At 47.0% G+C, this 26,299-nt stretch carries 16 protein-coding genes, 1 tRNA gene and 2 pseudogenes; 12 read left to right on the plus strand and 7 right to left on the minus strand.

The window, feature by feature from the left end; all coding sequences use genetic code 11:
• Positions 1–57: 57 nt before the first annotated feature.
• The 4 genes from C1A10_RS05460 to C1A10_RS05475 are packed head-to-tail and all read right to left on the minus strand — an operon-like array spanning position 58 to position 3,502.
• Positions 58–1,107 carry an XdhC family protein gene (locus C1A10_RS05460; RefSeq protein ID WP_101909286.1) on the minus strand — a complete coding sequence of 350 codons (1,050 nt, stop codon included), beginning with the start codon at positions 1,105–1,107 and terminating at the stop codon, positions 58–60.
• Positions 1,088–1,897, minus strand: coding sequence for a selenium-dependent molybdenum cofactor biosynthesis protein YqeB (gene yqeB, locus C1A10_RS05465; protein ID WP_101909287.1), 810 nt, complete (start codon positions 1,895–1,897; stop codon positions 1,088–1,090). The genes C1A10_RS05460 and yqeB overlap by 20 nt, the downstream gene beginning before the upstream one ends.
• Positions 1,881–2,585, minus strand: a complete 705-nt coding sequence (yqeC, locus tag C1A10_RS05470) for a selenium cofactor biosynthesis protein YqeC (protein ID WP_180951009.1) — start codon at positions 2,583–2,585, stop codon at positions 1,881–1,883. Before yqeC ends, yqeB begins: the two co-directional genes overlap by 17 nt.
• Complete coding sequence (locus C1A10_RS05475) at positions 2,573–3,502, minus strand: selenium metabolism-associated LysR family transcriptional regulator (RefSeq protein WP_145997702.1); 930 nt, start codon at positions 3,500–3,502, stop codon at positions 2,573–2,575. The genes yqeC and C1A10_RS05475 overlap by 13 nt, the downstream gene beginning before the upstream one ends.
• 237 nt (positions 3,503–3,739) lie before the next feature.
• On the opposite strand from C1A10_RS05475, the gene selD reads away from it, so the two are divergent.
• From selD to C1A10_RS05495, 3 genes are all read left to right on the plus strand, one after another.
• Positions 3,740–4,780 (plus strand): selenide, water dikinase SelD, encoded by a 1,041-nt coding sequence (selD, locus tag C1A10_RS05480; RefSeq protein ID WP_101909290.1) that lies wholly within the window; start codon positions 3,740–3,742, stop codon positions 4,778–4,780.
• A 93-nt stretch (positions 4,781–4,873) separates the two neighbouring features.
• Positions 4,874–4,960: transfer RNA gene (locus C1A10_RS05485), tRNA-Leu, on the plus strand.
• A gap of 913 nt (positions 4,961–5,873) precedes the next feature.
• A complete protein-coding gene (locus C1A10_RS05495; protein WP_101909292.1) occupies positions 5,874–6,278 on the plus strand; it encodes a hypothetical protein in 405 nt (134 codons plus the stop codon).
• A 287-nt stretch (positions 6,279–6,565) separates the two neighbouring features.
• Here the strand turns inward: C1A10_RS05495 and C1A10_RS05500 are convergent.
• A pseudogene (locus C1A10_RS05500) lies at positions 6,566–7,619 on the minus strand (IS481 family transposase).
• 83 nt (positions 7,620–7,702) lie between these two features.
• Here C1A10_RS05500 and C1A10_RS05505 point away from each other — a divergent pair.
• The 4 genes and pseudogenes from C1A10_RS05505 (at position 7,703) to C1A10_RS05520 (ending at position 18,552) form a co-directional block, all read left to right on the plus strand.
• Positions 7,703–8,206 (plus strand): LysR substrate-binding domain-containing protein, encoded by a 504-nt coding sequence (locus tag C1A10_RS05505; RefSeq protein WP_242968844.1) that lies wholly within the window; start codon positions 7,703–7,705, stop codon positions 8,204–8,206.
• Between the two features lie 155 nt (positions 8,207–8,361).
• Positions 8,362–9,153: pseudogene (gene istB / locus C1A10_RS05510) on the plus strand (IS21-like element helper ATPase IstB).
• A 1,027-nt stretch (positions 9,154–10,180) separates the two neighbouring features.
• Entirely contained in the window at positions 10,181–16,096 is a 5,916-nt protein-coding gene (locus tag C1A10_RS05515; protein ID WP_180951010.1) for a glucoamylase family protein, read from the plus strand.
• 23 nt (positions 16,097–16,119) lie between these two features.
• Positions 16,120–18,552 carry a glycoside hydrolase family 94 protein gene (locus tag C1A10_RS05520; protein WP_101909294.1) on the plus strand — a complete coding sequence of 811 codons (2,433 nt, stop codon included), beginning with the start codon at positions 16,120–16,122 and terminating at the stop codon, positions 18,550–18,552.
• 83 nt (positions 18,553–18,635) lie between these two features.
• Here the strand turns inward: C1A10_RS05520 and C1A10_RS05525 are convergent, their stop codons facing one another.
• The gene (locus C1A10_RS05525) at positions 18,636–19,229 is read right to left on the minus strand and encodes an ATP-dependent Clp protease proteolytic subunit (protein WP_101909295.1); all 594 of its coding nucleotides are present in this window, start codon (positions 19,227–19,229) and stop codon (positions 18,636–18,638) included.
• Between the two features lie 9 nt (positions 19,230–19,238).
• On the minus strand, positions 19,239–19,631 hold the full coding sequence (locus C1A10_RS05530) for a helix-turn-helix transcriptional regulator (protein ID WP_101909296.1): 393 nt from the start codon (positions 19,629–19,631) through the stop codon (positions 19,239–19,241).
• A 399-nt stretch (positions 19,632–20,030) separates the two neighbouring features.
• Between C1A10_RS05530 and C1A10_RS05535 the strand changes: the two genes are divergently transcribed.
• From C1A10_RS05535 to C1A10_RS05555, 5 genes are all read left to right on the plus strand, one after another.
• Entirely contained in the window at positions 20,031–21,296 is a 1,266-nt protein-coding gene (locus C1A10_RS05535; protein ID WP_101909297.1) for a glycosyltransferase family 2 protein, read from the plus strand.
• 214 nt (positions 21,297–21,510) lie between these two features.
• Positions 21,511–22,122 (plus strand): TetR/AcrR family transcriptional regulator, encoded by a 612-nt coding sequence (locus C1A10_RS05540; RefSeq protein ID WP_101909298.1) that lies wholly within the window; start codon positions 21,511–21,513, stop codon positions 22,120–22,122.
• Positions 22,119–24,599 carry a phosphoenolpyruvate synthase gene (locus tag C1A10_RS05545; protein WP_101909299.1) on the plus strand — a complete coding sequence of 827 codons (2,481 nt, stop codon included), beginning with the start codon at positions 22,119–22,121 and terminating at the stop codon, positions 24,597–24,599. Before C1A10_RS05540 ends, C1A10_RS05545 begins: the two co-directional genes overlap by 4 nt.
• Positions 24,600–24,616: 17 nt before the next feature.
• Positions 24,617–25,489 carry an ABC transporter ATP-binding protein gene (locus tag C1A10_RS05550; protein WP_101909300.1) on the plus strand — a complete coding sequence of 291 codons (873 nt, stop codon included), beginning with the start codon at positions 24,617–24,619 and terminating at the stop codon, positions 25,487–25,489.
• Positions 25,490–25,499: 10 nt separating this feature from the next.
• A complete protein-coding gene (locus tag C1A10_RS05555; protein ID WP_180951011.1) occupies positions 25,500–26,297 on the plus strand; it encodes an ABC transporter permease in 798 nt (265 codons plus the stop codon).
• The last annotated feature ends 2 nt before the right edge of the window (positions 26,298–26,299 follow it).

Below are 26,299 nucleotides of genomic sequence, written 5' to 3' on the forward strand. Positions count from 1 at the left end.
CGGATATTTTAAAACTCCCCCGCGGCAATTGCCACGGGGGAGTTCGTATAAAATTGATTAACGGAACGAATCACCTGAAATGGGGTCGAGCAAAACCCTGATTACTCCGCCGCAGACCATACCTGCCTGCGTGGCGTCTTTATTTGTCATGCTGCACTCCATAACGCGGGGACGCCGCCCCCGAAGAACCTCCGGAGCGGCGGCGATTACCGAGGCTTCACCGGCCCCGCCGCCAACGGTGCCGTAGAGGTTGCCGTCACTGTCAGCCAGCAGTTTTGCCCCGACCCCTCTGGGCGCGGATCCCTCCTTCTGCAAAATGGTGGCAAGCACCATTGGAACACCTTTCGCAAGAGCATCCAAAGCAGCGGGCGGAATACTGCCGTCGGATGCGCCGCTGCGCACCTCAATCATCTGCGCCGCAATGCAGACGGCGATTTCCGCGGGCGTCTGCGCGCCGATTTTCAGCCCGATGGGCGCGTAAACCTGATTTAAAAGCTCCCGGCTGTAGCCTTCCTTTTCCATCTGTTCCATCACAATTCCGACCTTGCGGCGGCTGCCGATCATCCCCACATAGGCAAAGCGCTCCCTGAGGATTTTTTCAAGGCAGAGCCTGTCATCCCGGTGCCCGCGTGTGATAATGACAAAATAGGTATTGTCTGTATAACTGATCTTGTCCAAGGCGGAATCAAACGGTTCGCAGACGATGCTTTTTACGATGGGAAATCTTGCCGGATTGGCAAATTCCTCGCGGTCATCAATCACTGTCACATCAAAATCCAGCATGCTGCCCAAATTTGCCAGCGGCAGCGCGATATGCCCCCCGCCGCAGATAACCAGTTTCTGGCGGGAGGTCAGGCGCTCCAGCAAAAGCTCAAATCCATCCAGTTCGGTTAAGCGGGGGAGCGCACCGGCACCGGCTTTTTCAAAAACTGCCGGCCAGTATCCTGAAAGGCTTTCGTCTGAAGCAGTGATTTCCCCATCTGCCCAAAATGCCTTCTGCGCGGACGCTTTTATCCCGCTGTACTCACCGGATACAACCGTCGCCTGTACGACGCTGCCTCCCGCCAGCAGCAGGCGGGACAGCTCTTTATAGTATTCCTTGCGCATGTTCCTTCCTCCGTTTTAAAAATAGCACGGCTTCCAGCGCGCCGCCGCCGAGGGCGCGCGCTTTGTCCGAAATTGTACGGCAGTATTCCGGAATACCGCGGGGGTCAATATCTCCGGACTTCATCCCGCGTACGACCGGAGTCCCTGCGGGCAGCATCCCCCGGACAACGCCGTCCAGAAGGGCGAACACGGGAGTCCCTCCGACCCGGGCCACAGGTTCCCCCTTTTTCACCAGATCACCGATCTGCCGGATTGGTACAAATAAACCGTCCTGCGGTGCGCGGATAATGCGTTCGGTCGTAAATCCGCCGATGTTGCCGGGCACCCCCGTATTGGGAGCCGCGCTGCCTTCATAAAAAACGCGCCCAAGATTGTGCCCGCGCTTGGTTTCGACAACCGCGTGGCAGTCGACCCCGGCGGTAAACCCCGGGCCCAGCGCCACGACAATCGGCGCGTCACGCATGGTTGTTCCCAGATTTGATTTTGCAATCACCGCATCGATGACCGCGTCAAACGGAAGTTCGTTCAGAATTTTAGCTGCGGGGTCGGCAATTACGGCAATATCCCCGGATTGTACGATTTTCACGGCGCTTTGGACAGTGTCTGCCAGACGGGCAGTAACCCCTTCGATTTCGGCGCTGCCCTCGTAAACCGCGCGGGAAAAAGCCACGGTACAGCGCACGGTGGTGGGCTGCGCAATTTCGGTCATGACAACCTGTATGCCACATTGGTGGAAACGGTGGGCTACCCCGCTGGCGAGATCACCCGCCCCTTTAATCAGTACCAGCATGATTGTTTTTAACCTCCTGCCTGAGAGATAGAATCAAAATCCGCTCTATTCCGCCGGCCCGCAGCCGCTTTGCAGCCTGTTCCGCCTGAGACCGTTCAAACTCATGATCGGCCTGATTCAGGAGCACAACAGGATTCCAGCGCCGGTAACCGGCCAGAAGCAGTTTTGCGATGATCTCCGGTGTAACCGGTTCGTCGGGCAGCAGCCCCAGAGTTTCCTGTGCAAGCAGCGCGCGATGGCATACCGCCTGAAGAGGTTTGCCCAGTGCCGAAAGCCCCGCAACCGCAATTACCAGGTTGCAGCCGGGAACAATTACCGGTTCTGTGGAGCTTGGGAATTTAACCGGCAGCATGCGAGACCCATCCGCTTCGATCAGAACCCTGTCTGCGTTTTTACAGATAGAATCCATCACTGCGGCGGAAGGCGCAGATAGTTTTCCATTTGGCGCGGGAGTTCCAGCTACGATTATTCTGCCGGACGGCAGCGGTATTTGCAGACCTGATGATAACAGAAAGTCCGGCTCGCAAGGCTGCAGGATATGCGTAGTCGTAGTCAGCACGGTTTTATCTCCGGCCGCCGCACATTCCCGCGCAAGCGCATATAGCAGGGTAGTCTTGCCGCCGGAGCCGACAATCGAGATGACCCGATGCTGCGCACCGATTCCGAGCTTCCGCGTCAATGTTTCCAACTGGTTTCCCCCTTTGCCTGGTGATAGGCGAGCACAAAATCCGCGAAAGCCTTTGCCTGCGGGGAAAGATGTTCGTTTTTCCGGCAGACAAGATAAAGCTTGCGGGTCATGGCAATGCCTGAAGGGGGGAACGCCAGCAGCATTCCAAACCGCTCAAAATCAGCCGCGGCGCGTTTGGAAATGACCGAAATACCCATCCCTTCGCTGACAGCATGCTTGATGGCTTCCGGGTCTTCCATTTCAGCGGCAACATGCAGCTTGTCCGTATGCAGGCCAAAATCGTTGAGAAACTGCTCAAATTCCCGGCGTGTACCGGACCCGCGTTCGCGCAGGATAAACGGCTCCTGCGTCAGGGAGTCCAACGGGAATCCTCCTTCTCCCAGCGCGCGGAATTTTGGGGTGTTGGGTGTGATAACCACCAGTTCATCCTCCGAAAATTCCCAGAAGCTGCAATGCGATGCGTCAATGACGGCGCCGGTCATGCCAATCTGAGCTTCGCCGTCCGCTATACGCCGCGCTACCGAGGCGCTGTCACAGTGGGTAATGCGAAAAGCAACATCGGCATGCTCTTTGCGGAAGGCAGTCATCACTTCCGGGAGAATATACTGCGACGGAACTGTGGAGGCCGCAACCGACAGCGTCCCCTTCAGCTGTACCGTGGGCTTGGCGGACATGGCCGCAATGGCGTCGTCCCGGAGGCGAAGGATATTCTGCGCGTAAACATAAAGGCGTTTGCCCGCATCAGAGGGATACACCTCTTTTGTAGAGCGTACAATCAGCTTGATGCCCAGCTCCTTTTCCAATGTGCGGATATGTGCGCTGATTGTCGGCTGGGTCAGAAACAATCGCTCACCGGCCTTGGAAAAACTTCCGAGGCTGATGACGGCGGCAAATGCCTCCAGCTGTTTAAAATCCAAACACTCACCCCCACTCAATTTTCTGACGCGATTTATTGAAATTTTCTATAAATCATTGCAAAAATAAGTCGCTGACAGCTCAAAATCCCCGTGATTTATAACCGTTCGTGAAAAAATAAGTATGATTTTTTTATTATTATAACAAATAGCAATCGAAAAGTCACGTTGTTTTCCACAAAACACACTTGAGTTTTAGGGAAAATTCGGGTATACTGCAAGTTGAGAGGAGGGGAGAATATGTCTGACGAGAGAAAGCGCCTTACGCAGATGACCAGCTCAGCCGGTTGAGCGGCTAAAATCGGACCGGGTGTCCTTGCACAGGTTCTGTGCAGCTTGCCAAAATTCAGCGACCCCAATTTAATAGTCGGCTTTGACACCAGTGATGACGCCTGCGTATATCAGATCAGTGAGGAACTGGCGATGGTGCAGACAGTAGATTTCTTCCCGCCTGTGGTGGACGACCCTTATTCGTTCGGGCAGATTGCTGCGGCAAACGCGTTAAGCGATATTTATGCCATGGGGGCAAAACCTGTTCTTGCCATGAATCTTCTTTGCTATCCGACCTGCCTTTCCAAAGAGATGGTACAAGCCATTTTGCAGGGCGGCGCGGAAAAAGTGGCGGAAGCAGGAGCGGTTCTGGCGGGAGGCCATACGATTCAGGATCCGGAACCCAAATATGGGCTTTGTGTCAGCGGTTTTGTAAATCCTAAAAAGGTGTTGACCAATACCGGAGCAAAGCCCGGCGATCAGTTGATTCTTACGAAGCCGCTTGGCATCGGCGTCATGACAACCGCCGCCAAAGCGGACCTGCTTACCGCGGAAGAATTTGCGCCCGCGGTTAAGAGTATGGCTGCCCTCAATAAGGCCGCGGGAGAAATCATCACCGGCTATACCATTCATTCCTGCACCGATGTAACCGGATTTGGCCTGCTTGGCCATGCATATGAAATGGCTGCGGGCAGCAATGTTTCCATCCGGATTCATTCCGGCGAGGTTCCGATTCTGCCAAAGGCACTGGAACTGGCAGATATGGGGATTTTGCCTGCGGGAGCCTATGCAAACAGTTCTTATGTGGAAGCGCATGTATTGTTTCATAAAGATGTGCCGCGTGTGCGCTGCGATCTTTTGGCTGACCCGCAAACTTCGGGCGGACTGTTGGTCGCCGTCCCGAAAGAAGAAGCACCGGAGCTGCTGCTGCGTCTGGAAGAGGCAACTCCATGGGTGCGTATCATTGGTGAAGTAAGCAGCCGGCAGGAAAAAGCAATCTATGTAGAATGAAAAATCACGCACCGGTTCGGTGCGTGATTTTTTTGCAAAAACCTCTTGCGCTTTGGCCGGGTGTTTGCTATAATACCATAGTGCTCAATATTTGCCGGTATGATGGAATTGGCAGACGTGCTGGACTCAAAATCCAGTGGTAGCGATACCGTGTCGGTTCGACCCCGACTACCGGCACCATAATTAAAGGTAGAAAAAGATGTCATCGGCAGAAATGCCGATGACATCGCCATTTGTAGCCCTTTCTCTTAGAAAAAAGGGCGTTTTTTTATCAGTCATTTTCGTGGATGTCATTTCACTATTTTTCGGTAAGCAGTGTATTTGAACTAACACGAAAGGTACTTTGTGGATAAAATAGACTACATATAGTAACAAAATTTAAAAGAACATAAAGTAGCGCCCTTTTTGAAAAATAACAAGTAGCCCAGTATTCAAGCCGCTTTTAAGCTATTGCTAAAAAGGGCGCCACTTACAAAAAATAATATAAAACGGATAAGGCATTGATTTCTAATGAACGAAGTCAATGCCTTTTTTGCGTTTATAGAGGAACGGAGGAATTTTATTGAAAAAGTGATGGAAACATCAAGTTGCATTTCTAAACAAAAGGTAGCGCTCTTTTTCAGCTACCTAAAATCAAATAAATATGTGAACAGTACGAGCGGTCGATTTTGAGGATTTTTCCTCGAGTTGACCGCTCTTTTTAGTTTACGGAAAGGATATAAAATGCTTGTACAATACAAACGAAACAAACAACCTGCCTGTTATAACTCAAATTGCTTAGTCAGCACTGACAGACCTGAAGCACTCCTATCACCCACTGGCCCATTTAAAAGTTGCGGAAATTGTCACTATGCATCACATGGATTTGTATGTTACAGCCAGGAGGGAGATTGCTTAAAGACAGATATGCAAAAAATCAATAAAGGAGGAAAAGATTATGCGAGCAATAATTGAATGCATTTATAAAAACAATTATCAAAACTCAAGCTTTCCCAGCAAGGAAAAGGAACTGCAACTTTTATGTGATAGCCTTGGAATTGCTAACACATAAAATACTGAAATCAAGATTGGAAAAATCCATAACGATGAAAAGATGACAACTCTACTCTCGGGCAAAACAGTAAATCTGGATGAAATCAACTTTCTTGCAAAGCGTTTGGACAGCTTTGATGCAAACGAACTTACCACATTCTATGCAGTAGCTTATGCCCAAAAATCTGAAAGTCTTAAAGACCTCATAAACCTTACCTTTAACACACACTGTTATAGCGTAGTATCCGATTTCAGCGAACTAAATGCAGTAGGCAAACAGATGTATCTAACGGAGCAAGGGGCAGTAAATCTGATGGAATTGCAGAACTTTGACGGACAAGGATACTTTGAGAAAATAATCCAAAACAATTCTAATCCAAGAGTTACCTCATACGGAATTGTCTATCGTAATAAAAATGAATATGAACACATTTATGACGGAAAGCACTTCCCCCAGTATAATTGAAAAGAAAATATGGGAACCGTTACAATCGCCAAAGGCAATGAGCAAGAATACCTGTATCTCCCCTTTGAGGAAACTGAGCTTGCTAAAACACTTCAAAGACTTTGCACAAAGAATATTGAAGAATGTGAAATTGAATTTGACAGTGAATTTCTATCTGTCAGCAAGGCGAAAAAGCATTTGTAGTTTATTTAGCCGAAATTTTTGCCGAGAAACTTCCATAGCTTAAAGACTTCTCCCCCCGCAATCTTCGCAGAATGCGTGACTTTTACAAAACATATGATGTATAACTAAGAGTCATGTCTAACAGATGAAGCGAATTCCAACACGGTATCAAAAGGGCGTTTCCCACGGTTTCTGTAACCCCTGTGAGGTCGTTGGGTGTTATAGTGGACGAGCCACTGGTCTAAGTCCTCCTGCAGCGCCTCCACATTTTCATAAAAGTTCTCACGGAAAGCAATACGAAAAAACTCGTCCAGCACAGTCTTATTGAAGCGTTCAATAAAGCCGTTGGTTTTGGGGGATTTGACCTTTGTCCGCCGGTGCTCGATGTCGTTTAGGGCAAGGTAAAGCTCGAATGGATGGTTCTCGGTTCCACAGAACTCCCTGCCATTATCGGTCAAAATGGCACCGACAGATAGTCCGTGTTTCTGATAAAACGGGAGCACATCATTATGGACCAGCGCAGCGGCACACTCCGGCTTTTTGCCGGTATGAAGGAATCCAAAGGCATAGGAGCCGTATGTATCAACGCAGGCATGCAGATATACTTTTCCGACCCCTTTCAGGTTACCGACAAACATGGTGTCCTGGCACAAAAGTTCACCTGGGTGCGACGATTCCACATGCCGTTCCTTGAAACAGGGGTTGTATTTTTCTATCTTAGCCACCCTGCTCGGCAGTCAACTCTATGCCTGTCTCCAGATGGCGTTCTTCCACCTTGAGCCAGCGATCGTAGACACTCGCCATGTCATTGCGGGTGAGGATCTTTTGTACGGTAGGAGAACTGACCGAAATCCCTTGCAATTTCAAAAAATCAGACAGTTTCACGCAGCCCCAGGACGCATGAGCGAGGCTGCATTTCAGAATAGCAGCTTCTGTTTCGGGGGTTGTCTGATTGGGCTGCGACTTGGGAATAGGCGGCATGTCCTTGAGCCCCTCCAGCCCATGCGTCTGAAATCGCCGCTTCCATTCATAGAAGCTCGTCCTGTCCATACCCCCGCGACGGCATGCTTCAGAGATATTCCCGAGCATCTCGGCCATTTCCAATACGCTCAGCCGCTGCTTTGCTATTTTGATTGTCGGATCTTTTTCTACAATCTTTCCTGCCATCTTTCCTGCCATCTTTATCTCCTCCAACATCAATATATCATCTGTTTTGATGTTAGACAAGACCATTAGTCATACACATAAATAATATTTATGATATGCTTAAAAATTACGAGGTAGATTTACCTGTTGTCGAGGGGAAAGTTCAAGATACCAGCATTAATTCACTTCTACTTGACACAGATTCGTTAATGTTGGTCGTGTCAAACAATAACCCCTTGGCAAAAAAAAGCATGGTGACCATAAACGAGTTAAAAAAACAGCCCTTAATTCTTCGCAGACCGTCATCAGGAACAAGAAACCTGTTTGCGGCCCACTTGGAAAGCAACAACATGTTACTTGATGATTTTAATGTCACTTTGGAAGTTGATAATATTGCCACAATTAAAGACCTTATACGGCGAGATGTAGGAGTTTCTATTCTTGCACGAAGCGTGTGCCTTGATGAATTAAAGAAAGGGGAAATTACCGTATTGCCTATTGAGAATCTCAGCATGATTCGAGAAATTAATATTTTATATCACAACGATTTTAAGCATGTGGATATTTTGCAGAGTATTATAAAGGAATACAATAAGGTGGTAAAATTTTATGCCTCATGAAGCCACTTACGCAAAACGGCAAGCAGGGCAAGTGTATTGGCACTTGCACATTTTTGAGATTTTCCCTTACGAGAAAACACTCTGCTGGATGGCGACCATATCATCGACTTTCCCATCAAACCGCATGATTTGAGCCGTTATGACGAGGTGCTGTTATGACGGAACTGACGATGGAACGCCTCAAAGAAAACCTCGAAAGCCTTAAGATGAAAAACACGCTGGAGATACTGAACAATTATCTTGAGAGAGCTGTAAAGAACGAGCTCAACATCGTGGAGGTGCTCGACCATATCTTTGCCGAGGAGGCGCTGTCAAAACGGCGGCGCGCCTATGAGAAGTAGGTACAGATGTCCGGTTCCCCCATCAAAAAAACATTGGAAGATTTTGATTTTAGTTTCCAGCCTTCCATTGATAAGCGCCAGATTGAGGAACTAGCCACCATGCGCTTTCTGGGAAACGGAGAGAATATCGTCTTTCTCGGCCCGCCCGACGTGGGCAAGACTCATCTGGCCTCAGCACTGGGGCTGGTTGCCGCCAGGCATCGATTCTTCACTTATTACATCAACTGCCACACCCTAATTGAACAACTCAAAAAGGCCCATTTTGAAAACAGGCTGCCGGACAAACTCAAAACTCTGGGCAAGTACAAAATGCTTATCATTGACGAGATCGGCTATCTCCCGATGGATATTCAGGGGGCGAACCTGTTCTTTCAGCTCATCGCCAGACGATATTAGAAAGCATCCACGGTCTTTACCTCAAACAAAACATTCTCCCAATGGAACGAGATCTTCGCCGATGTCACCATTGCCTCCGCAATCCTCGATCGTGTCCTGCATCACTGTACCGTCGTAAATATTAAGGGCGAGAGCTACCGCCTCAAAGAGCGAAAGGAATACAGGAAGCAGAAGCAGCACATTGTCAACACCCTCTTCGAGCAGGGGTAAAATAATTTTTCAACATTTCCTAACCTCTATTTTCCTGCATTTTTTAACCGGCGAAAACCTGCAAATTCAAATCGGTGTTGACAATGACGGCATATATATGGCAGAGCATGCAAAGGAGGGCAAGATTAGCCATTTCATGGCATACGCGCAACCTCCTAAATGTTTGCTTTTAAATACTTCCGATACTCTTCATAGTGCTGACTCTTGTCAATAGTAGAAGACGGCTGCACGAATTTGAAAAAATTACGATACCAAGAGGGAATTCCATTATGCAGTTCTCTGAAAAGTTCTCTTATTTCTGTAAAAATGAAATCTCTTCTAGAAAAATCGAAAACCACATTATTTACTTAATAAATAGAACTGGTGAAAACCGTTTGAAAATGCAGGTTCTTACCAGTTCCATATACCAATATTTACTTGCAAACTCGAGTAACTTCTATTGAATGGAGACTTCTCAATATCCAGTGGCAGCGATACCGTGTTGGTTCGATCCCCAACTATCGGCACCAGGTTCAAACTTTCACAAATCCCTTATTTAAGAGGATTTGTGAAAGTTTTTTTAGTTCCCAACGCCGCTTGGTGTTACGAAATTATTAAAATTCAATCTGCAGTTCAAATGTGCGCAGATGTTTGCCGCCGTGCCAGGGTTATTTGCGTTACAGTATGCTCTTTTTCAAAGCACCGTTGGAGTCATGTTCCTGATTTGTGGATTTTTTCCGAATCCAAACATGCAATTGATTGCTATTCTTTATGGAAAAACAGACAAACTATCTGTGGAGAGATGCCGTTATGTCTGAAGCATTTCTTAACTAAGGAGGAGCATCAATTGCAGATCTTGTTGAAAGAAATTAATTTTTATATAGAGTCACCGTCTCTGCCGGTTATTCTACTGATCTTAATTTCACTGTTCTGTTTTGTTTTATTCATGCTGTATCACCGGTTTAGCCATTTTGGTAAAAAAGTAAAGTTTTCGGATTGTTCCCGGGGAGAAGGAGATAATCCGGGTCCGAACGAGTGGGAGAAGCAGATGCTTGATCTGGCAGAAAGCCACAGTCAGATCAGATTGACCGGATATAGCTTTGTTCTGAATGATTATAATCAGGCCGCCTATAAAGAACTGAACAAAATCAGAAACAGCATCTCTGCCGTATCCGCCGATATGATTTCCCTGATACCGGCAGCGCGCTGGCTCTTTGACAATTTCCAGATGCTGTACCGGGAAATTAAAAAAGTACATGCTTTGGGAACAGGCTATGCCGTATTGCCAGTCCTGAAAGGAAAGGAATACCATAACTTTCCCCGTATTTATGTTGTGGCAAAAAAGATGGTAGCTCTTTCCGGCGGACACCTGAGTAAAGAAACTATTTCCGTGATGCTGAAGGCTTATCAGCAGAAGATACCGCTTACGGACAAGGAAATCTGGGTTTTGCCGGAAGTGCTGGGCTTTTGCCTTCTTGAAGAGATCATTGCAATCGCGGATGAAATTCTTTATACGATTGATGTGAAGTCGAAGGCAGAAAAATTTCTCCGGGATAAACTGGCAGATCAGCAGGGGCTGACCGATGTATCAGCATTGCTTTGCGAAATAGAGGATCACTTAAAGCGAAACTACTCATTTCATGCCCATGTACTATATCTGCTGAAAAATATGTCCTTTGATGAGGCTTCCATACAAAGATATCTCGAATATCATTTTGCATCCCCGGGAAGACAGGTGAAGACCTCCGGTATCTTTCTGGAGGAAGGAAAGATTGAATCCTTTCTTGAGACAAATATCCGAACTTTGATTGTCAGCCTGAGGGATATCAATGAAGTGGATGAGGAAAAATTTTTTGAGGAATATTCCTGTCTGGAGCAAATTTTATCACAGGATCCGGACGGTGTTTATCAAAAGATGGATTTGGAATCCAAAGGCATGTACCGTGGAGTCATTGTGAAGTTATCGCTCCGTTATCGGCTGATGGAAGAAAAGATAGCGAAGGACTGCCTGGAACTGGCGGTTCAGGGGAGGGAGGGTCTGCATTGTTCCCATCATGTGGGGACCTATCTTTTGAGTAAGGGCTATCCGATTCTGAAAGCTAAGACATTAGGAAAACCGATCCCCAAAAGCATAAAGAAAAGGAAGAACGTAAAGGGCTTCCTTTATTTCCTAAGCCTGTTCCTTGTTACTGCGGGGCTGAGTGCCTGTCTGCTCTATACTTTCCGAGCCCTTGGCGGGTTGCAGGATACCAGCCGGCATATCATTACGCTTCTGGCGGCAATGCCGCTGTTGATCGGTATTTCCATAGAGATTACAAATTTTATATTTACCAGAAGAATCGTAGTCAAGAAGATTCCTTCTCTGAACTATCTGAAGGAAATACCGAAGGAAGCAAGAACCTTTGTGGTCATGCCGGTTATTGTCTCCTCGAAGGAACAGGGTCTGGAATACATGGAGCGTCTTCAAAAGCATTATCTGGCAAACCGGCAGCCGAACCTTTACTTTGCATTGCTGCTGGATTTTGAGGATTCTCCGGACCAGTTCATGCCAAAAGACGAGGCGATTGAACGCGCTCTTGCTGCACGTATGAAGGAACTGAATGAGCTCTATCCGTCGGAATACCAGCGATTTTCCCTGTTCTTCCGCTGCCGCAAATGGAATAAAGCGGAGAACTGCTACATGGGATGGGAGCGTAAGAGAGGGAAGCTGGAAGAGTTTAATAACCTTTTGAATGGAGAAGGAAAGGAGAATACTACCTTTTCTTCTGTTTACTGCGACCAAGAGCTTCTTACCACCTTCCGGTATGTGATTACACTGGACGCGGATACAAATCTGATCCGTGACAATGCCGCGAAACTGGTCGGACTGATTGATCATCCTTTAAATAAACCAATTCTGGATCTCGCCGATCAAAAGGTGAAGGAAGGCTATGTCATCATACAGCCCTCGGTAAGAAATCACATCGTAGATAAGAATGGCAGCAGGTTTACAAAAATCTTCGAAGGAGAATCGGGCCTTGCCCATTATGGAACCGTAATATCGGATATCTATCAGGACATTTTTGATGAGGCAATTTATACCGGAAAGGGCATCTATGATATAAAAGCCTTCCACAAGGTGCTTCAAAATAAGGTGCCGGAAAACCGGATTCTCAGTCATGACCTTTTTGAAAGCTGCTATGCGCGGACGGCTTTTTCCAGTGCAGCCAAGATTATGGACAATTTCCCAAACAGCGTTTTATCCTTCACCAAAAGGGAACACCGATGGCTGCGCGGGGACTGGCAGTTGCTGCCATGGCTGTTTACGAAAAAGGCACTGAATGGGGAAAACTTATGCGCATTATCAAAATGGAAAATCTTTGACAACCTGAGAAGAAGCATGGTTCCTCTGAGCAAGACTCTGTTTATCTTGCTAAATCTGGCATGGATGCCAAAAGCACATTATCTTTGGTTACCCTTTGTTTTCTTCAATGATCTATTTGCCCTAGTAATTCGGCTGTTTGCAGTGATCACCCAGAAACTGATCTGGCCGAAGCTCACGATTGTTTATAAAAGCTTCTTAAAGGAACTTTCCGTAATGCTGGAAAGAGCATTCCTGGAGTTTACAATCACTCCCTACCGTGCTTATATCGCATCCGACGCAATTGTCAGAACTCTATATAGAATGTTTATCAGCAAAAAAAATCTGCTTCGCTGGAATACGGCCGAAGCGGTGGATGCCTCCATTGTCAATACCAGAAAAGGATATTTTCTCAGCATGTGGAGCTCTCTTGTTCCGGCGCTTGCGCTTGTGATCATTTTATTGATGGGATATTTGAACCCCGCAGGAATGATTCTGACAGCAATCATTATTGCCGGCTGGAGCATTGCTTTTGAAATCGCATACCGGATCAGTCAGCCGGAAAACAAGCTTCGTAGGAGCGATAAAGCACAGGACAGTGAGCTGCTTCTGGATACTGCGCGCAGAACCTGGCTGTTTTTTAAGGAGTTTTCCACGAAGGAAAATAACTGGCTCTGCCCGGATAATTATCAGATTTCAAAGGCTGAAAAAGTCAGCGATAAAACATCGCCGACCAATATTGGACTCCAGTTTCTGGCAATCCTGTCAGCCAGAGATTTGGGGTTTGAAACGCTGAGCTCTACGGTTGAAGCCGCGGAAAATCTGATGGAAACGGTTCAGAAAATGCTGAAATGGAAGGGGCATCTCTATAACTGGTATCATATTAAATCCCTGGAGGTGCTCAATCCTGCCTATATATCAACCGTAGACAGCGGGAATTTTCTGGGACATCTGGTCGCCCTGAAAAACGGCCTTTTGGAGCAGATCGACAAGCCGGTTTATCCGGACAATTTTCTGTCCGAACTTCGGATTGCGGTTGAGAACAGCAATGAGGAAATTCAGCTGAGAACAGGCAATTCTGCCGGATACAGGCTCAGCACCGGGTATCAAAGCATAGGGAAACTGATCAAAGACATTGCGGACATCTGGGAAAATTTAAATGAGAGGAAGCTGAGACCATCTGCGGATTACCGCTGGACCAGACATTTGATGAACCTCATTGAGAGTACTGTCAATGAGGCCGCAGCCTTGAAACTCAAGGAAGAGGGTTTTTCCTCTTATCCTGTGCTTAGCCGTGTCGCAGCGGAGGATAATAGCTTTGCGAATAGCATGATTAATCGAATCAAAACACTCTGCAATACCATAGACTGCATGTTAGCAAATGCTGATTTCCGTTTCTTATTTAACGAAAAGAGAATGCTGTTCCATATCGGGTATCATGTATCCTCGCACACGCTGGATGACGGATGCTATGACCTGATGGCGTCGGAATCAGCACTCACAAGCCTTCTGGCGATATCCATGGGGCAGGTGCCGTTAAAACACTGGTATAAACTGGGAAGGCCGCTGACCCTTGTTAAGGGCATTCCATGTTTTGTATCCTGGAGCGGTACGATGTTTGAATATCTGATGCCGAATCTTGTATTCAAAGAATATGAAGACTCCGTCTACGCACAGACTTCCAGGGCGGCGGTGCTGCAGCAGATAAAGTACGCAAAGGAGGCGGAGATCCCCTGGGGAATATCAGAATCCCAGTATTATCGTTTTGACTTGAACTCAAATTACCAGTACAAAGCCTTCGGTGTTCCGAAGATAAGACTCCAGCCGGTCCGTAAGAATTCCCTGGTAGTTGCTCCCTATGCAACGATGCTGGCGCTGGACATCGCAGAAGACGAATGCATCAGCAATTTAAAACGGCTGAAAGAGTTAGGCGCCTTTGGCGTTTTCGGTTTCTATGAGTCCGTTGATTTTAACTTACCGAATTCTGTGGAACTGACGCCTTACTGTATTGTAAAGTCCTATATGGCACACCATCAGGGGATGAATCTGGCCGCCATTAATAATTATCTGAATGAGGGCATCCTTCGGGAGAGATTTCATGCGGAGATGATGATCAAGGCTTCGGAAGTCCTGCTGGAAGAAAAACGCCAGGCCTATTTGATTTCCATTGCCAGACAGGGATATACCATAAAAATAGGAAATCCCCTTTTTAAAGAAGATCGTTACAGTAACCGGTATGTCAACAGTGCAGGCGTGAATTCTCCGGTTGTGAATTATCTGTCCAATGGTAAGTACTCGCTGATGATCACTTCAGATGGGGACGGCTTCAGTAGATATGAGGACCGGATGCTTTACCGCTGGCGATCGGATATTCACGCGAACACAGGTAATTATATCTATGTCAAGGACATGAAGCAGGGAAAGTTCTGGAGTACCGCCTATCATCCTACAAGAACGGAACCGGAGGAATACCAGGTGATTTTCTGTCCCCACCAGGCGGAATTTAAACGCAGAGACGGGGATATCTCGTCAGACATGATTGTCAGCCTGGATGCGGATCATAACTTTGAGATACGCAAGGTTACATTTACCAATCACGGGAATGAGGAAAAGCAACTGGAAGTGACCAGTTATCTGGAGGTGGTGGATGATACCTATCCGGCGGAGTTAAGCCATCCTGCGTTCAATAAGCTCTTTCTGGAAAGTGAGTATCTGGAAGAGCAGGAAATCTTCCTCGCGAAAAGACGGCGGAAGAAGGAGGATGATGCTCCTTATGTGATGCACATGGCAAGAGCAGGAACCAAACTATGTAAAAAATTAGAATATGAAAATGACAGGAAACGCTTTATTGGAAGAAACAATACTCTGGAGAATCCGGATTCTGTGGTTAACAGCATTGCTTTTTTCAATAATTCGGGCTTTTGTAATGACCCGATCATGAGCCTGCGGGCACAGTTCTGTATAGGAGCAGGTGAAACCGCCTGCATTTCTTTCGTTACCGGGGTGTGCGGCAGTAAGGAGGAAGCAATAAAAATAGCAGGGGAATTGAATGTAAGCTACCGGATTGATGATATTCTGGAGAAGTTCAGGCTTCAAAAGAACTTGGAGCTAAAGTATCTGGAGATTACCAGAACCCAACTGAATGCCTTTCAGGATCTGATCAGCCCGGTCTTCTATTCTGCGGGTATCTACCGGGGACCGGATGAAACTATAAGACGGAATTCTATGAACCAGAGCTCCTTATGGAAATTCGGCGTATCCGGCGATAATCCTATTCTGCTATTAATGGTTCGGTCCATTGAAGAGGAAAGACTTGTGAAGGATGTATTGAAGGCTTACGAATATCTGAGAGTAAACCGTGTTATGGTGGATCTGGTTGTCTTGATTGATTCCAGACACGGTTATCTTCAGGAGGTGGATGAATTAATCAATGATATGACAAGCTCTCTTCGAATTTATGATTCCGGAAACGAGAAGCCGAGCTTTTTTACACTGCATACGTATGAGATGAAACCGGCAGAGATTGATTTGCTGTATACGGTAGCGCGGGTTGTATTTTCAGCGAAGACGGGGATTTATTTTACCAATGTAAAAGAAAATCCGTATGAGTTACGTGAGAAATAGTAGTCTTCAAGGAGGAAGAGGCTTTGGACACAGGATATGCGCCAACAGCACAGGAGAACGAAACAGAGGGTTATGAATTTTTTAACGGCTTCGGGGCGTTTGCCTGTGGAGGCAGAGAATATGAAATTCTGCTGGAGGGGGATAACAGACCGCCGGCACCCTGGATTAATGTTATCTCAAACAAGAGCTTTGGATTCCAGATATCGGAGTCGGGCGCGGGCTTTACCTGGAGTATTAACAGCAGGGAAAATAAGCTTACGCCCTGGTCCAACGATCCCGTAAGTGACAGAGCCTCCGAGGCAATCTATATTTTGGACGAAATAACCGGCGAGGTAATAACTCCCATGTCCCTCGGAAGGTCTGACCGGGGCATTTACCGGGTAAGGCATGGTTTTGGATATAGCAGGTTCCTCCATGATGAGGCACTCGTTGATCAGGAGCTGACCGTTTTTACCCCTTTGGATGAGTCATTGAAGCTATGGAACCTTAAGCTGACGAACCGTTCGGATAAAGTGAAATATCTGAGCCTGACCTATTATGTGGAATGGGTGATGGGCACGCACAGGGAGCATACCAATCCCTATATTCTGACCTCCTATGACAATGAGCATGAATGTTTATATGCAAAGAACATCTATACCATGAATTTTCAAAACACCTATTCCTACCTGTTCTCCAGTGAAACGATCGCCGGTTATACCGGCGACAGACAGGAATTCCTGGGGCAGAGGGATAGTATCCGGGAACCGCGGGGAGCGGAAGTCAAGCTATCCTGCAATACCGGTGTATGCTATGATCCCTGCGGAGCAATTCAGGTATCCGTTGCGATACAGCCGCAGGAGAGCAAGACGGTGCTGTTCGGGCTTGGGCAGAGCAGCAGCCTTCACGAGATATACAAAATCAGATACAAGTACAGGGATATAGCCGCCGCTGAAAAGGAGCTTGACAGGGTGAAAGCCTACTGGGACGAATTATTGGGGACAGTTCAGGTCAGGACGAAGGACAGGGCGGTCGATATCCTTGTGAACGGCTGGCTGCTCTATCAGACGGTGTCCTGCCGCATCCATGCAAAAGCAGGTTTTTATCAGTGCGGAGGAGCTTATGGATACCGGGATCAGCTTCAGGATGCCCTTTCGCTTCTTGTTGCAGATGCAGGTATTCTGCGCAGGCAAATTCTGATTGCCTGCAGCAGGCAGTTTGAGGAAGGGGATGTCCAGCATTGGTGGCATCCTCCGATGGGGATCGGGGTAAGAACGAGAATATCCGATGATTTACTGTGGCTGCCTTATTGCACCGCCGCCTATATCCGAGGCACCGGAGATGCCGCAATTTTAAAGGAACTGGTGCCTTACATCAAGGGCCCGGTGCTTAAGGAGGGGCAGCAGGATATCATGTTTACCCCGGAAATATCCGAGTGTTCCGAAAGCGTTTATGAGCATTGTAAAAGAGCCATCGACCGGGCCCGCTTCGGAGAACATGGACTTCCTCTCATGGGAGGAGGAGACTGGAACGACGGTATGAATGAGGTGGGCGCGCTGGGGAAGGGAGAAAGTGTTTGGCTGGCCTGGTTTTTGTATACCGTACTGGGCGACTTCATTCCCCTGTGCGATCAGGAAGGCGACAGAGCCTACGGCCAGGGACTGGAGCAGAAACGGGAAACCCTGCTTCAAAGCGTTGAAGAACATGCCTGGGACGGGGAGTGGTATCTTCGGGCCTTTTATGACGACGGCTCGAAGCTCGGTTCCAAGGAAAACGATGAATGCAGGATAGATTCCATCAGCCAGTCTTGGAGCGTGATATCCAGGGGGGCGAAAAAGGAACGGGCAAAAACAGCAATGCAGTCGGCGTGGCGTTATCTGGTAAGAGAGGAGGATGCCCTCTCCCTGCTTTTGGCGCCGCCCTTTAATAAGACAAGCAAAAACCCGGGCTATATCAAAAATTATATCCCCGGCATACGGGAGAATGGAGGCCAGTATACCCATGCGGCGATCTGGCTGGCGATCGCCGCATCGATGCTGCATGACTATAACATGGCACAAACCCTGTTCACTATGCTCAACCCGATTTACATTACGCAAAACAGAAAGGATGCGCTCAGGTACGAGAAGGAACCATATGTAATGACGGCGGATATATCCCTCAGCCAGCCCTATACCGGAAGAGGCGGCTGGAGTTGGTATACCGGTTCTGCGGGCTGGATGTATCAGGGGCTGTTAAACTGGTTTCTGGGCATCCGCAAAGAGGGAAATGAACTGGTCATTGATCCGGCGACACCTGCAAGTTTTGGGGATTTTACCATTGAATATAAATATGGAAGGTCTCTCTATGAGATCAGGGTTGAAAGCAGAAGTAAGGGAATGCTGACAACGGAAACAGTCACTCTGGACGACAGGTTAATTCAGGGAAACAGAGTATTGTTGGAGGATGACGGAGAAAAGCATCTGATTATTGTATAGTTAGCATATCCGCGCACAAGAGAAACCCACTCGTGGATGTCATGCCTGACTTCCTGCGAGTGGGTTTATTAGGCAATGCATCATTACCTGCGGGAAAATAGGATTCCGTCAATTAATCCATATGCCTTTGCCTGCTCAGCTGACATATAATAATCTCTTTCCATATCCGCTTTGATTTTCTCGAGCGGCTGACCTGTAAGCCTGCTATAGATCTCATTCAATTTCTCTTTTGTTTTTTCAAGCCAGTCACTATGGATTTTAATATCTGTGGCCTGCCCCTGCAGTCCTCCGGATATTGACGGCTGATGAATCAGGACTTCACTGTTTTCCAGTGCAAAACGCTTACCTTTCGTTCCAGATACCAGCAACAAGGAGGCTGCGCTCCCTGATTGACCTACGCTGATGGTGGAAACGTCGCATTTGATATAGTTCATTGTATCCATGATTGCGAACCCGTCCGTTACGGAACCACCGGGGCTGTTTATATAGAAATGAATATCTTTGTCACAGTCAACAGATTCCAAGAAAAGCATTTGTGCTATAATCAAGCTTGCTGATTCATTTGTTACCATGCCGTTAAGCATTACAATGCGGTCATTGAGCAGTCTCGAGAAAATATCATAAGAGCGTTCTCCTCGGGTTGTTTGCTCAATTACCATTGGTACAAGATTGCTCATATTACCTCCTTATGCGGCTATATTCGTGATATTATTGAAATAGTAACTGAGATTGATAACATTGTTGAATTTACCACTTCCATATAATCTGCGGTATTTTCCCGGCGTCAGACCGTAAATCCGCATAAAGGCTCTTGAAAAGGATTCCTGAGAAGCATACTGGTATTTCAAGGCAATATCAATAATTGGCTGGCCTGTCTGGACAAGCTCTTCTGCAGCCCTCTCCATCCGCCTTCTGGTTATATATCTGGCGACAGATTCTCCTGCTATTTTGTGAAAAAGCCTGTGGTAGTGATATTTTGACAGATAGACTTTTTGCGCAAGATCGTCGAGATTAATTTTGCCATCGAGATTTTTTTCAATATACTCAAGTGAATCATGCACTTTTGAGCGGTAATCCATATACTTTCTCCTTTCAAGAATCTATCATTATTATATACCCCGCAAGAAATTTGTTCTTGACAATTTTTGCTCAAATCAATTTATTTATATTTCTAATTTATGGAAGCGGGATTTTCTCACCTTCGCCTGCGGGCAGTGAGATCAGTCTGCCACTATCTGCGCCTGCATCTACGAAGCCTGCCAGAAACACCAGAGGAACGCGATAAGGATTTACTGATAAACTGTCGAGAACAGATTCTTCCTGCAATTGAAATAAAGATTTCATATTTATAGAAATATCAATGAGTTTCGCATATGCATATATTAATGGGATGAAGATCCGGTGAATCGGCAGGGATATGTCCAGGTTTCTGTTTGATATTTAGCCGGCCGACAAATTCAGGTAAGGAGAACAGGAAAATGAGTACAGAACCGATTCCCGCGGAGCAAACCGAAAAAGCAGAAGATGCGGTGTCTCCGCTGGTAAGTATTGTGGTGCTGGCGTACAATCATCTGGATTACACCCGGCAGTGTATAGAAAGTATTTACCGCTATACATCCCACATTGATTTTGAACTGATTACCATTAATAACGGTTCCTCGGACGGAACAGAAGAATATTTTAACAGCCTGCCCAACAAAAAGAAAATCAGCTTTCAGGAAAATATCGGCGTATGCAAGGCGTTTAATTATGGATTCAGAATAGCGGAAGGCAAATACACAATGAATGTCAGCAATGATGTTGTGGTCACTGCTCACTGGCTTGACAACCTTCTGATCTGTTTGGAATCCGACCCGAAAATCGGTATGGTGGTACCGATCTGTGATGCGTCATGCAATTATCAGCAGATCAATTTGCCTTTTCAGACAATGGAGGAAATGCAGCAGGTTGCCGAGCGGTACAATGTCAGTAATCCCGATTTGTGGGAGGAGCGGCTGAAAATGACGGTCTATGCGGCCATTTTCAGAACGGAAATCCAGAAGGCGCTGGGCGGCTTTGATGAGGATTTTAATCCCGGATGTTACGATGACGACGCCATCTGTTTCAGCATCAGAAGAATGGGTTATAAGACGATTCTGGCAAAGGATACGTTTGTCCATCATTTTGGTTCTCATACTTTTAATGCGGAATATACCAAAGACGAAAAACTTGCGGTCCGAAACAAAAGGCTGTTTTTCGGGAAATTCGGGGTGGATGCCTATGTAGCGGGATTGATCGATTTTAACGTGCTGAATGTCCTGGACTACAGCTGTAAAAGTGGGGTCAATATTCTGGGGATCGGGGGTTCTTTCGGAACAACCGTTCTGCAGCTGAAAAATGCATGTAAAAGCTATGGCTGCAAGGATGTGGGCCTTTACTATCTTTCTGAACAAAGTAGTAATATGACAGAGCTGAAAACCATATGCAATGAATGTGTTCAAGGTTCAGCGGATGATGTTCAGACATGTTTCGGCAGCAGGCAGTATGATTATATTGTAGTGGAAAGTGACTCGACCACGCTCCGCAATAAAGAAGGATTGTTTACCATCCTTTATGGCCTTTTAAAATCCGGCGGTCAATTGGTATGTACGGCGGCAAACCCGGACGTTCTCTATGAAATCATGGGCATCCATTACTGTCTGGGCGCTGCTTTTAATAAACAGATCAACAACTATTATTATCTGTCGTTTACCAAACCGGAGTAATCGCTGCGCAAGTAGATTGAAGGGTATGAAACCTGTGCTGAACAGGGCTCATACCCTTTAGTTTTGCCTTGATGGAGGCAAAAATTGTCTGCTGGATTTTCGGACGCTATCCCATGTGAAGGTAACAAAATTTTTATATTGACCGATTCGGTTTATCGTGTTATACTGACGCCATAAACCGAATCGGTCAATATTAATCTTAGAGGGTGAGCGGATGGAAAAATTTAAAGAACTTCCAAAAGAAAAGCAACTGCCCATGATTGATGCTGCGTTGAAGTGTTTTGGGAAATATGGCTATAAAAAGGCGTCCATGAAAGATATTGCCCAAAATAGCGGAGTATCCAAGCCAATGCTGTTTCACTATTTTGGGACGAAAAAGGAATTATATAGATTCCTTACGGAATATGCGAGGAATGTTATGCTTGACGGCTATAAACGTGACGAAATTGATTCCTATGATGACTTTTTCGAGCGTTTAATTGTTGCATCTGAAATGAAAATGGGAATACTGGAAAAGTACCCGCACCTATCACAATTTATCGTCAGTATGTTTAAAGAAACGGATAGTGAAGTTGCGGAGATTACAAATTTAATGATGCCCGATGCTCAGAAATTTTCATATAACCTCGTCGTAAAAGACGGGGACATGAAAAAATTTAAAAAGGGCGTCGATATCAATATGCTTATGCGCCTCATTTTCCTTATGGCGGAAGGGTACGCATATGAGGTATCCGGGGGGAATTCCGATTTCAGCAATGTATCGGAGGAACTGAAAAACATGATGCGCATGCTGAAAAACAATCTATATCGGGAGGAATATTTATGATGTATATCTTTAAAATCCACGATAGGGAAGCCGCTTCGCTTTCTATGTCAGGTGGCAAGGGCGCGAGCCTCGCAAGGCTGTCCCGGCTGCCCTCGGCGAACGTACCCGGCGGCTTTATCATCACAACGGAGTTTTTTAAGAAATACATCCTTCCAGTTGTAAACGAAGCGCAAAGCAATGTGAAACGCGCCGTAGCCGAACTGACTTTGCCTGCCGAAGCGAAGGAACTGATTCAATCCGCGTATGCGGACATGGGCGGTGACATTTCGGTCGCCGTTCGTTCGTCCGCCACGGCGGAGGATTTGCCGGACGCTTCCTTCGCCGGCCAGCAGGATACCTATTTGAACGTTTCCGGCGTTGAAGCTGTAGAAAAAGCGGTGATCAACTGCTTTGCCTCTTTGTATAACGAGCGGGCGATTTCTTACCGGGCAAAAAATAAGTTTGATGAGAGCGAAGTCCAAATGGCGGTGGTTGTTCAAAAAATGGTGGATGCAAAGGCGGCGGGTGTTATGTTCACCGCCGACCCAATGACCTCCGATCGCTTTACAATTGCGATTGAAGCGGTGGAAGGATTGGGTGAGGATTTGGTGTCCGGGCGCAAGACGCCCATTACATGGACGATCAAGGATGGTATAAAGCAAAAGAGCGGCGGCAATCCCTGTTTGAATGAAGCGCAGATAACCGCCCTCGCAAACATCGGGAAAGAGATTGAACGCGAATACGGCTGTCCGCAGGATATTGAATGGTGTTTTGACGGCGAGCAATTCCATATCGTCCAATCCCGCGCAATCACGACGCTTTTCCCCTGCCCGCCTTCGCCGGACGGGTTCAAACGCTGTTTCATTTCGGTTGGACATCTGCAAATGATGACCGACATCATCATGCCGTTGGGTATGTCCCTTTGGGAATTGATGTCAAAAACCGTGAAGGTTACGGAAATCGGAGGGCGCCCGTATATGGAGATCACGCATAACTTAAACAGTCCGGTTGGCAGGGCGCTGGTGCGGCAAAAACTGTCTAATTCCGATGAACTGATGAACAGTGCTTTCAATCAGGTTTTGGCAAGGAAGGAGTATATCCAATCCATACCGAAGGGGCAAAAAAGCGACTTTGCCATACCAAAAGGTGTTGGCAGAAGTTTTTTAGCGGGATTAAGAATCTATCGAAAAAATGATCCGTCTGTCATTGACGGCTATAACCGCCGCATGGAAGCCTTAATTAATAAGACGAGAAATAGGATTTCAAAGCTGAGTGGCGGGGCGATGATCGAGTATATTTTGAATGACACGGATAATTTGATGAAAAGTCTGTTTGACCCGGAAGGCTTTGGGCCGCTTATGGTTGCTTTCTTCCTCACAAAACCGATCGATAAAGCGGGGAAAGTCCTGCTTGGACGTGACAATATAAGCGTTGATGTGTCAAAATCCATAAAGGGAAATATCACTTCCGAAATGGGGTTTTACGTCAGCCATATCGCGGACGCGGCGCGGGATTTCCCGGACGTTGTGAACTATCTTGAAACGTCGGGAAATTCATTCAGCCTTGACGAATTAAGGAAACGGCAGGGCGGCGGTGAAGCCGTAAAGGCGTTCGAGGCGTTTTTCTCCCGGTATGGAATGCGCTGCCCCGGAGAAATCGACATCGCGAAACCGCGGTTTGCCGAGGAACCGTCGAAAATTCTTTCGACCGTGCTGGCGGACATAAAGCTGCCCAAAGGGCATGCCGCACAAAAGTTCGAGCAGGGGAAGCAGGAAAGCGAAACGGCGGTAGAAGCGCTTGTTTTTGCAGCCCAACAAAAATGGGGCGCGCGAAAAGCGAAAAATCTGGCAAAGCGGCTGTCTTTTTACCGTAATTTTTTAGGCCTGCGCGAATCGCCGAAATATTACTGGATGAAGCGGTATTGGGAGTATAAACAGGCAATTATGCGGGAAGCCGAAAAGTTTGTCCGCGCAGGTAAGCTCAGACGCGTCGAAGATGTCTACTATTTGCGCCTTCCGGAACTCGCCGATCTGTTCGCCGGAAAATATGAGCCCGATTACGCGAAAATTGATGCACTGCGCGCGGATTATGAAAGGTACGCCGCGCTGACTCCGCCGCGCCTTATTTTTTCCGATGGCGAGGTAGTGGAAGGCAAATATAAGCGCAAGGCTCCCGAAGGGGCGCTGCCCGGACTTGCCGTATCAAGCGGGGTAGCCGAGGGGCGTGCGCGGGTCGTCCTTGACATAAAGGATGCGGAAAAAATAGAAAAAGGCGATATTCTTGTGACGAAATTCACCGATCCAAGCTGGACGCCGGCATTTATCTCCATTGGCGGGTTGGTTACGGAGGTAGGCGGAATGGCTACCCACGGCGCGGTTATCACGCGTGAATACGGACTGCCCGCCGTTGTCGGCGTGATCGACGCGACAAAACACATTAAAGACGGGGACCGGATTCGTGTAAACGGCAATATGGGATATGTTGAGTTTTTGAAATAATAAAGGAGGCCTTCGCAGTGAATGCAATTGAAATTAAAAACCTGACCAAACGCTATGGGGAACACAGAGGCATTGAAAATGTCAGCTTCTCAGTAGAGGAAGGCGAGATTTTTGGCTTTATCGGCCCGAATGGGGCGGGTAAGTCTACTACCATTCGCACTCTTCTGGCGTTAATTCACCCGACATCCGGCAGCGCGGAGATTTTTGGCAGGGACTGCATGAAACAAGCTGCGGAAATCGCGAGAGATGTAGGGTATTTGCCCGGCGAGTCCGCCTATTATGAGAATATGACGGTTGGGGAACTGGTACGATACGCGGCGGACTTGTACGGAAAAAAGTGCGACGGCAGAATTGGGGAGCTTTCCAAACGCCTGAATCTTGACTTGTCCCGTAAAATTGCTGACTTATCTTTGGGCAACAAAAAGAAAGTCGGGATTGTGTGTGCTCTGCTGCATTCGCCTAAACTCATCATATTAGATGAACCTACCAGCGGCTTAGACCCGCTGATTCAGCAGGAGTTTTTCAATATTTTGAAAGAAGAAAATCAGCGAGGGGCAACGATCTTCTTTTCGTCCCATGTTCTGTCGGAGGTGCAAAAAATCTGTGACCGCGTGGCGATTGTGAAAGAGGGTAAAATGATCGGCGTACAAAAAATCAGTGAGCTTCGGGCAAACAGCCATAAAAAGATCAGCGTTACGGCAGATGATATCCCCATAGGGCATTTTAATCTTGGAGGCATTACCAATTACCAACAAGACGGCAGCACCGCAACATTTATGTTTATGGGGAACATCGCGGATATTCTGGCGAAACTGTCCGCCTTGAATGTACATGATTTGTTCATCGAGGAACCGACACTGGAAGAAGTCTTTATGCATTATTACAGATGAGGTGTATATGATGACGATATTCAGGTATGAACTGAAACAATTAAAGAAAAATATCATCATTTGGGCACTGTCGATGGGCGTGCTGATCTTCCTGATGCTGCCGACTTATATTGGTTTTACTTCGGGCGGCGACCCTTTGATGGCGGAGGCGATGAACAACAATCCTTTGTTTGAGGCTTTGGGAGTTGGCACCGCTTTTGTAATGACTCCACTTGGTATGTTCAGCTTTTTGGGCAGCTTTGCTATGATAGCGGCGGCGATTCATGGAATGAGTATCGCTTTTTCGTCGCACACAAAGGAATATGAGAGCAAATCGGCAGAATTTTTACTGACGAAACCGCATTCGCGAGGCGAAGTTTTCTGGGGCAAGTTTTTTGCCTGTACGGTGGACAGCCTGCTTGTAGGAATCGCTTATACAGCAGGAGCGGGGTTAGCACTGCTGACGGTTAAAAATGTAAGCATTGATTGGCGGGCGTTCCTGCTTATCGCGGGGTCGCTGGTGTTGGTTGAGTTGATGTTTGTGGTTTTTGGAATAGTCGCAGGGACGTTTTTTTCAAATGTACGCACCCCTGTACTCATGTCATCGTGCGTTATGCTTGCGCTATTTTGCCTGAGCACCATGTCAATGAAAATCAATCAGCCAATATTGGGCTATTTAACGCCGTTTGCGTTTTTTAAGCCTATGAATACCGTTAAGACTGGATTTTACGAGTGGAATTTTGTGGTGTGGTATGTTGTGCTTGGCGTGGGGTTGCTGCTGACCAGCTACAGAAAATTTCTGAAAAAAGACGTCGTGTTTGGAGGTTAAGT

The sequence above is a fragment of the Marasmitruncus massiliensis genome (assembly GCF_900186535.1).
In the GTDB taxonomy this organism is placed as follows: Bacteria; Bacillota; Clostridia; order Oscillospirales; family Ruminococcaceae; genus Anaerotruncus; species Anaerotruncus massiliensis_A.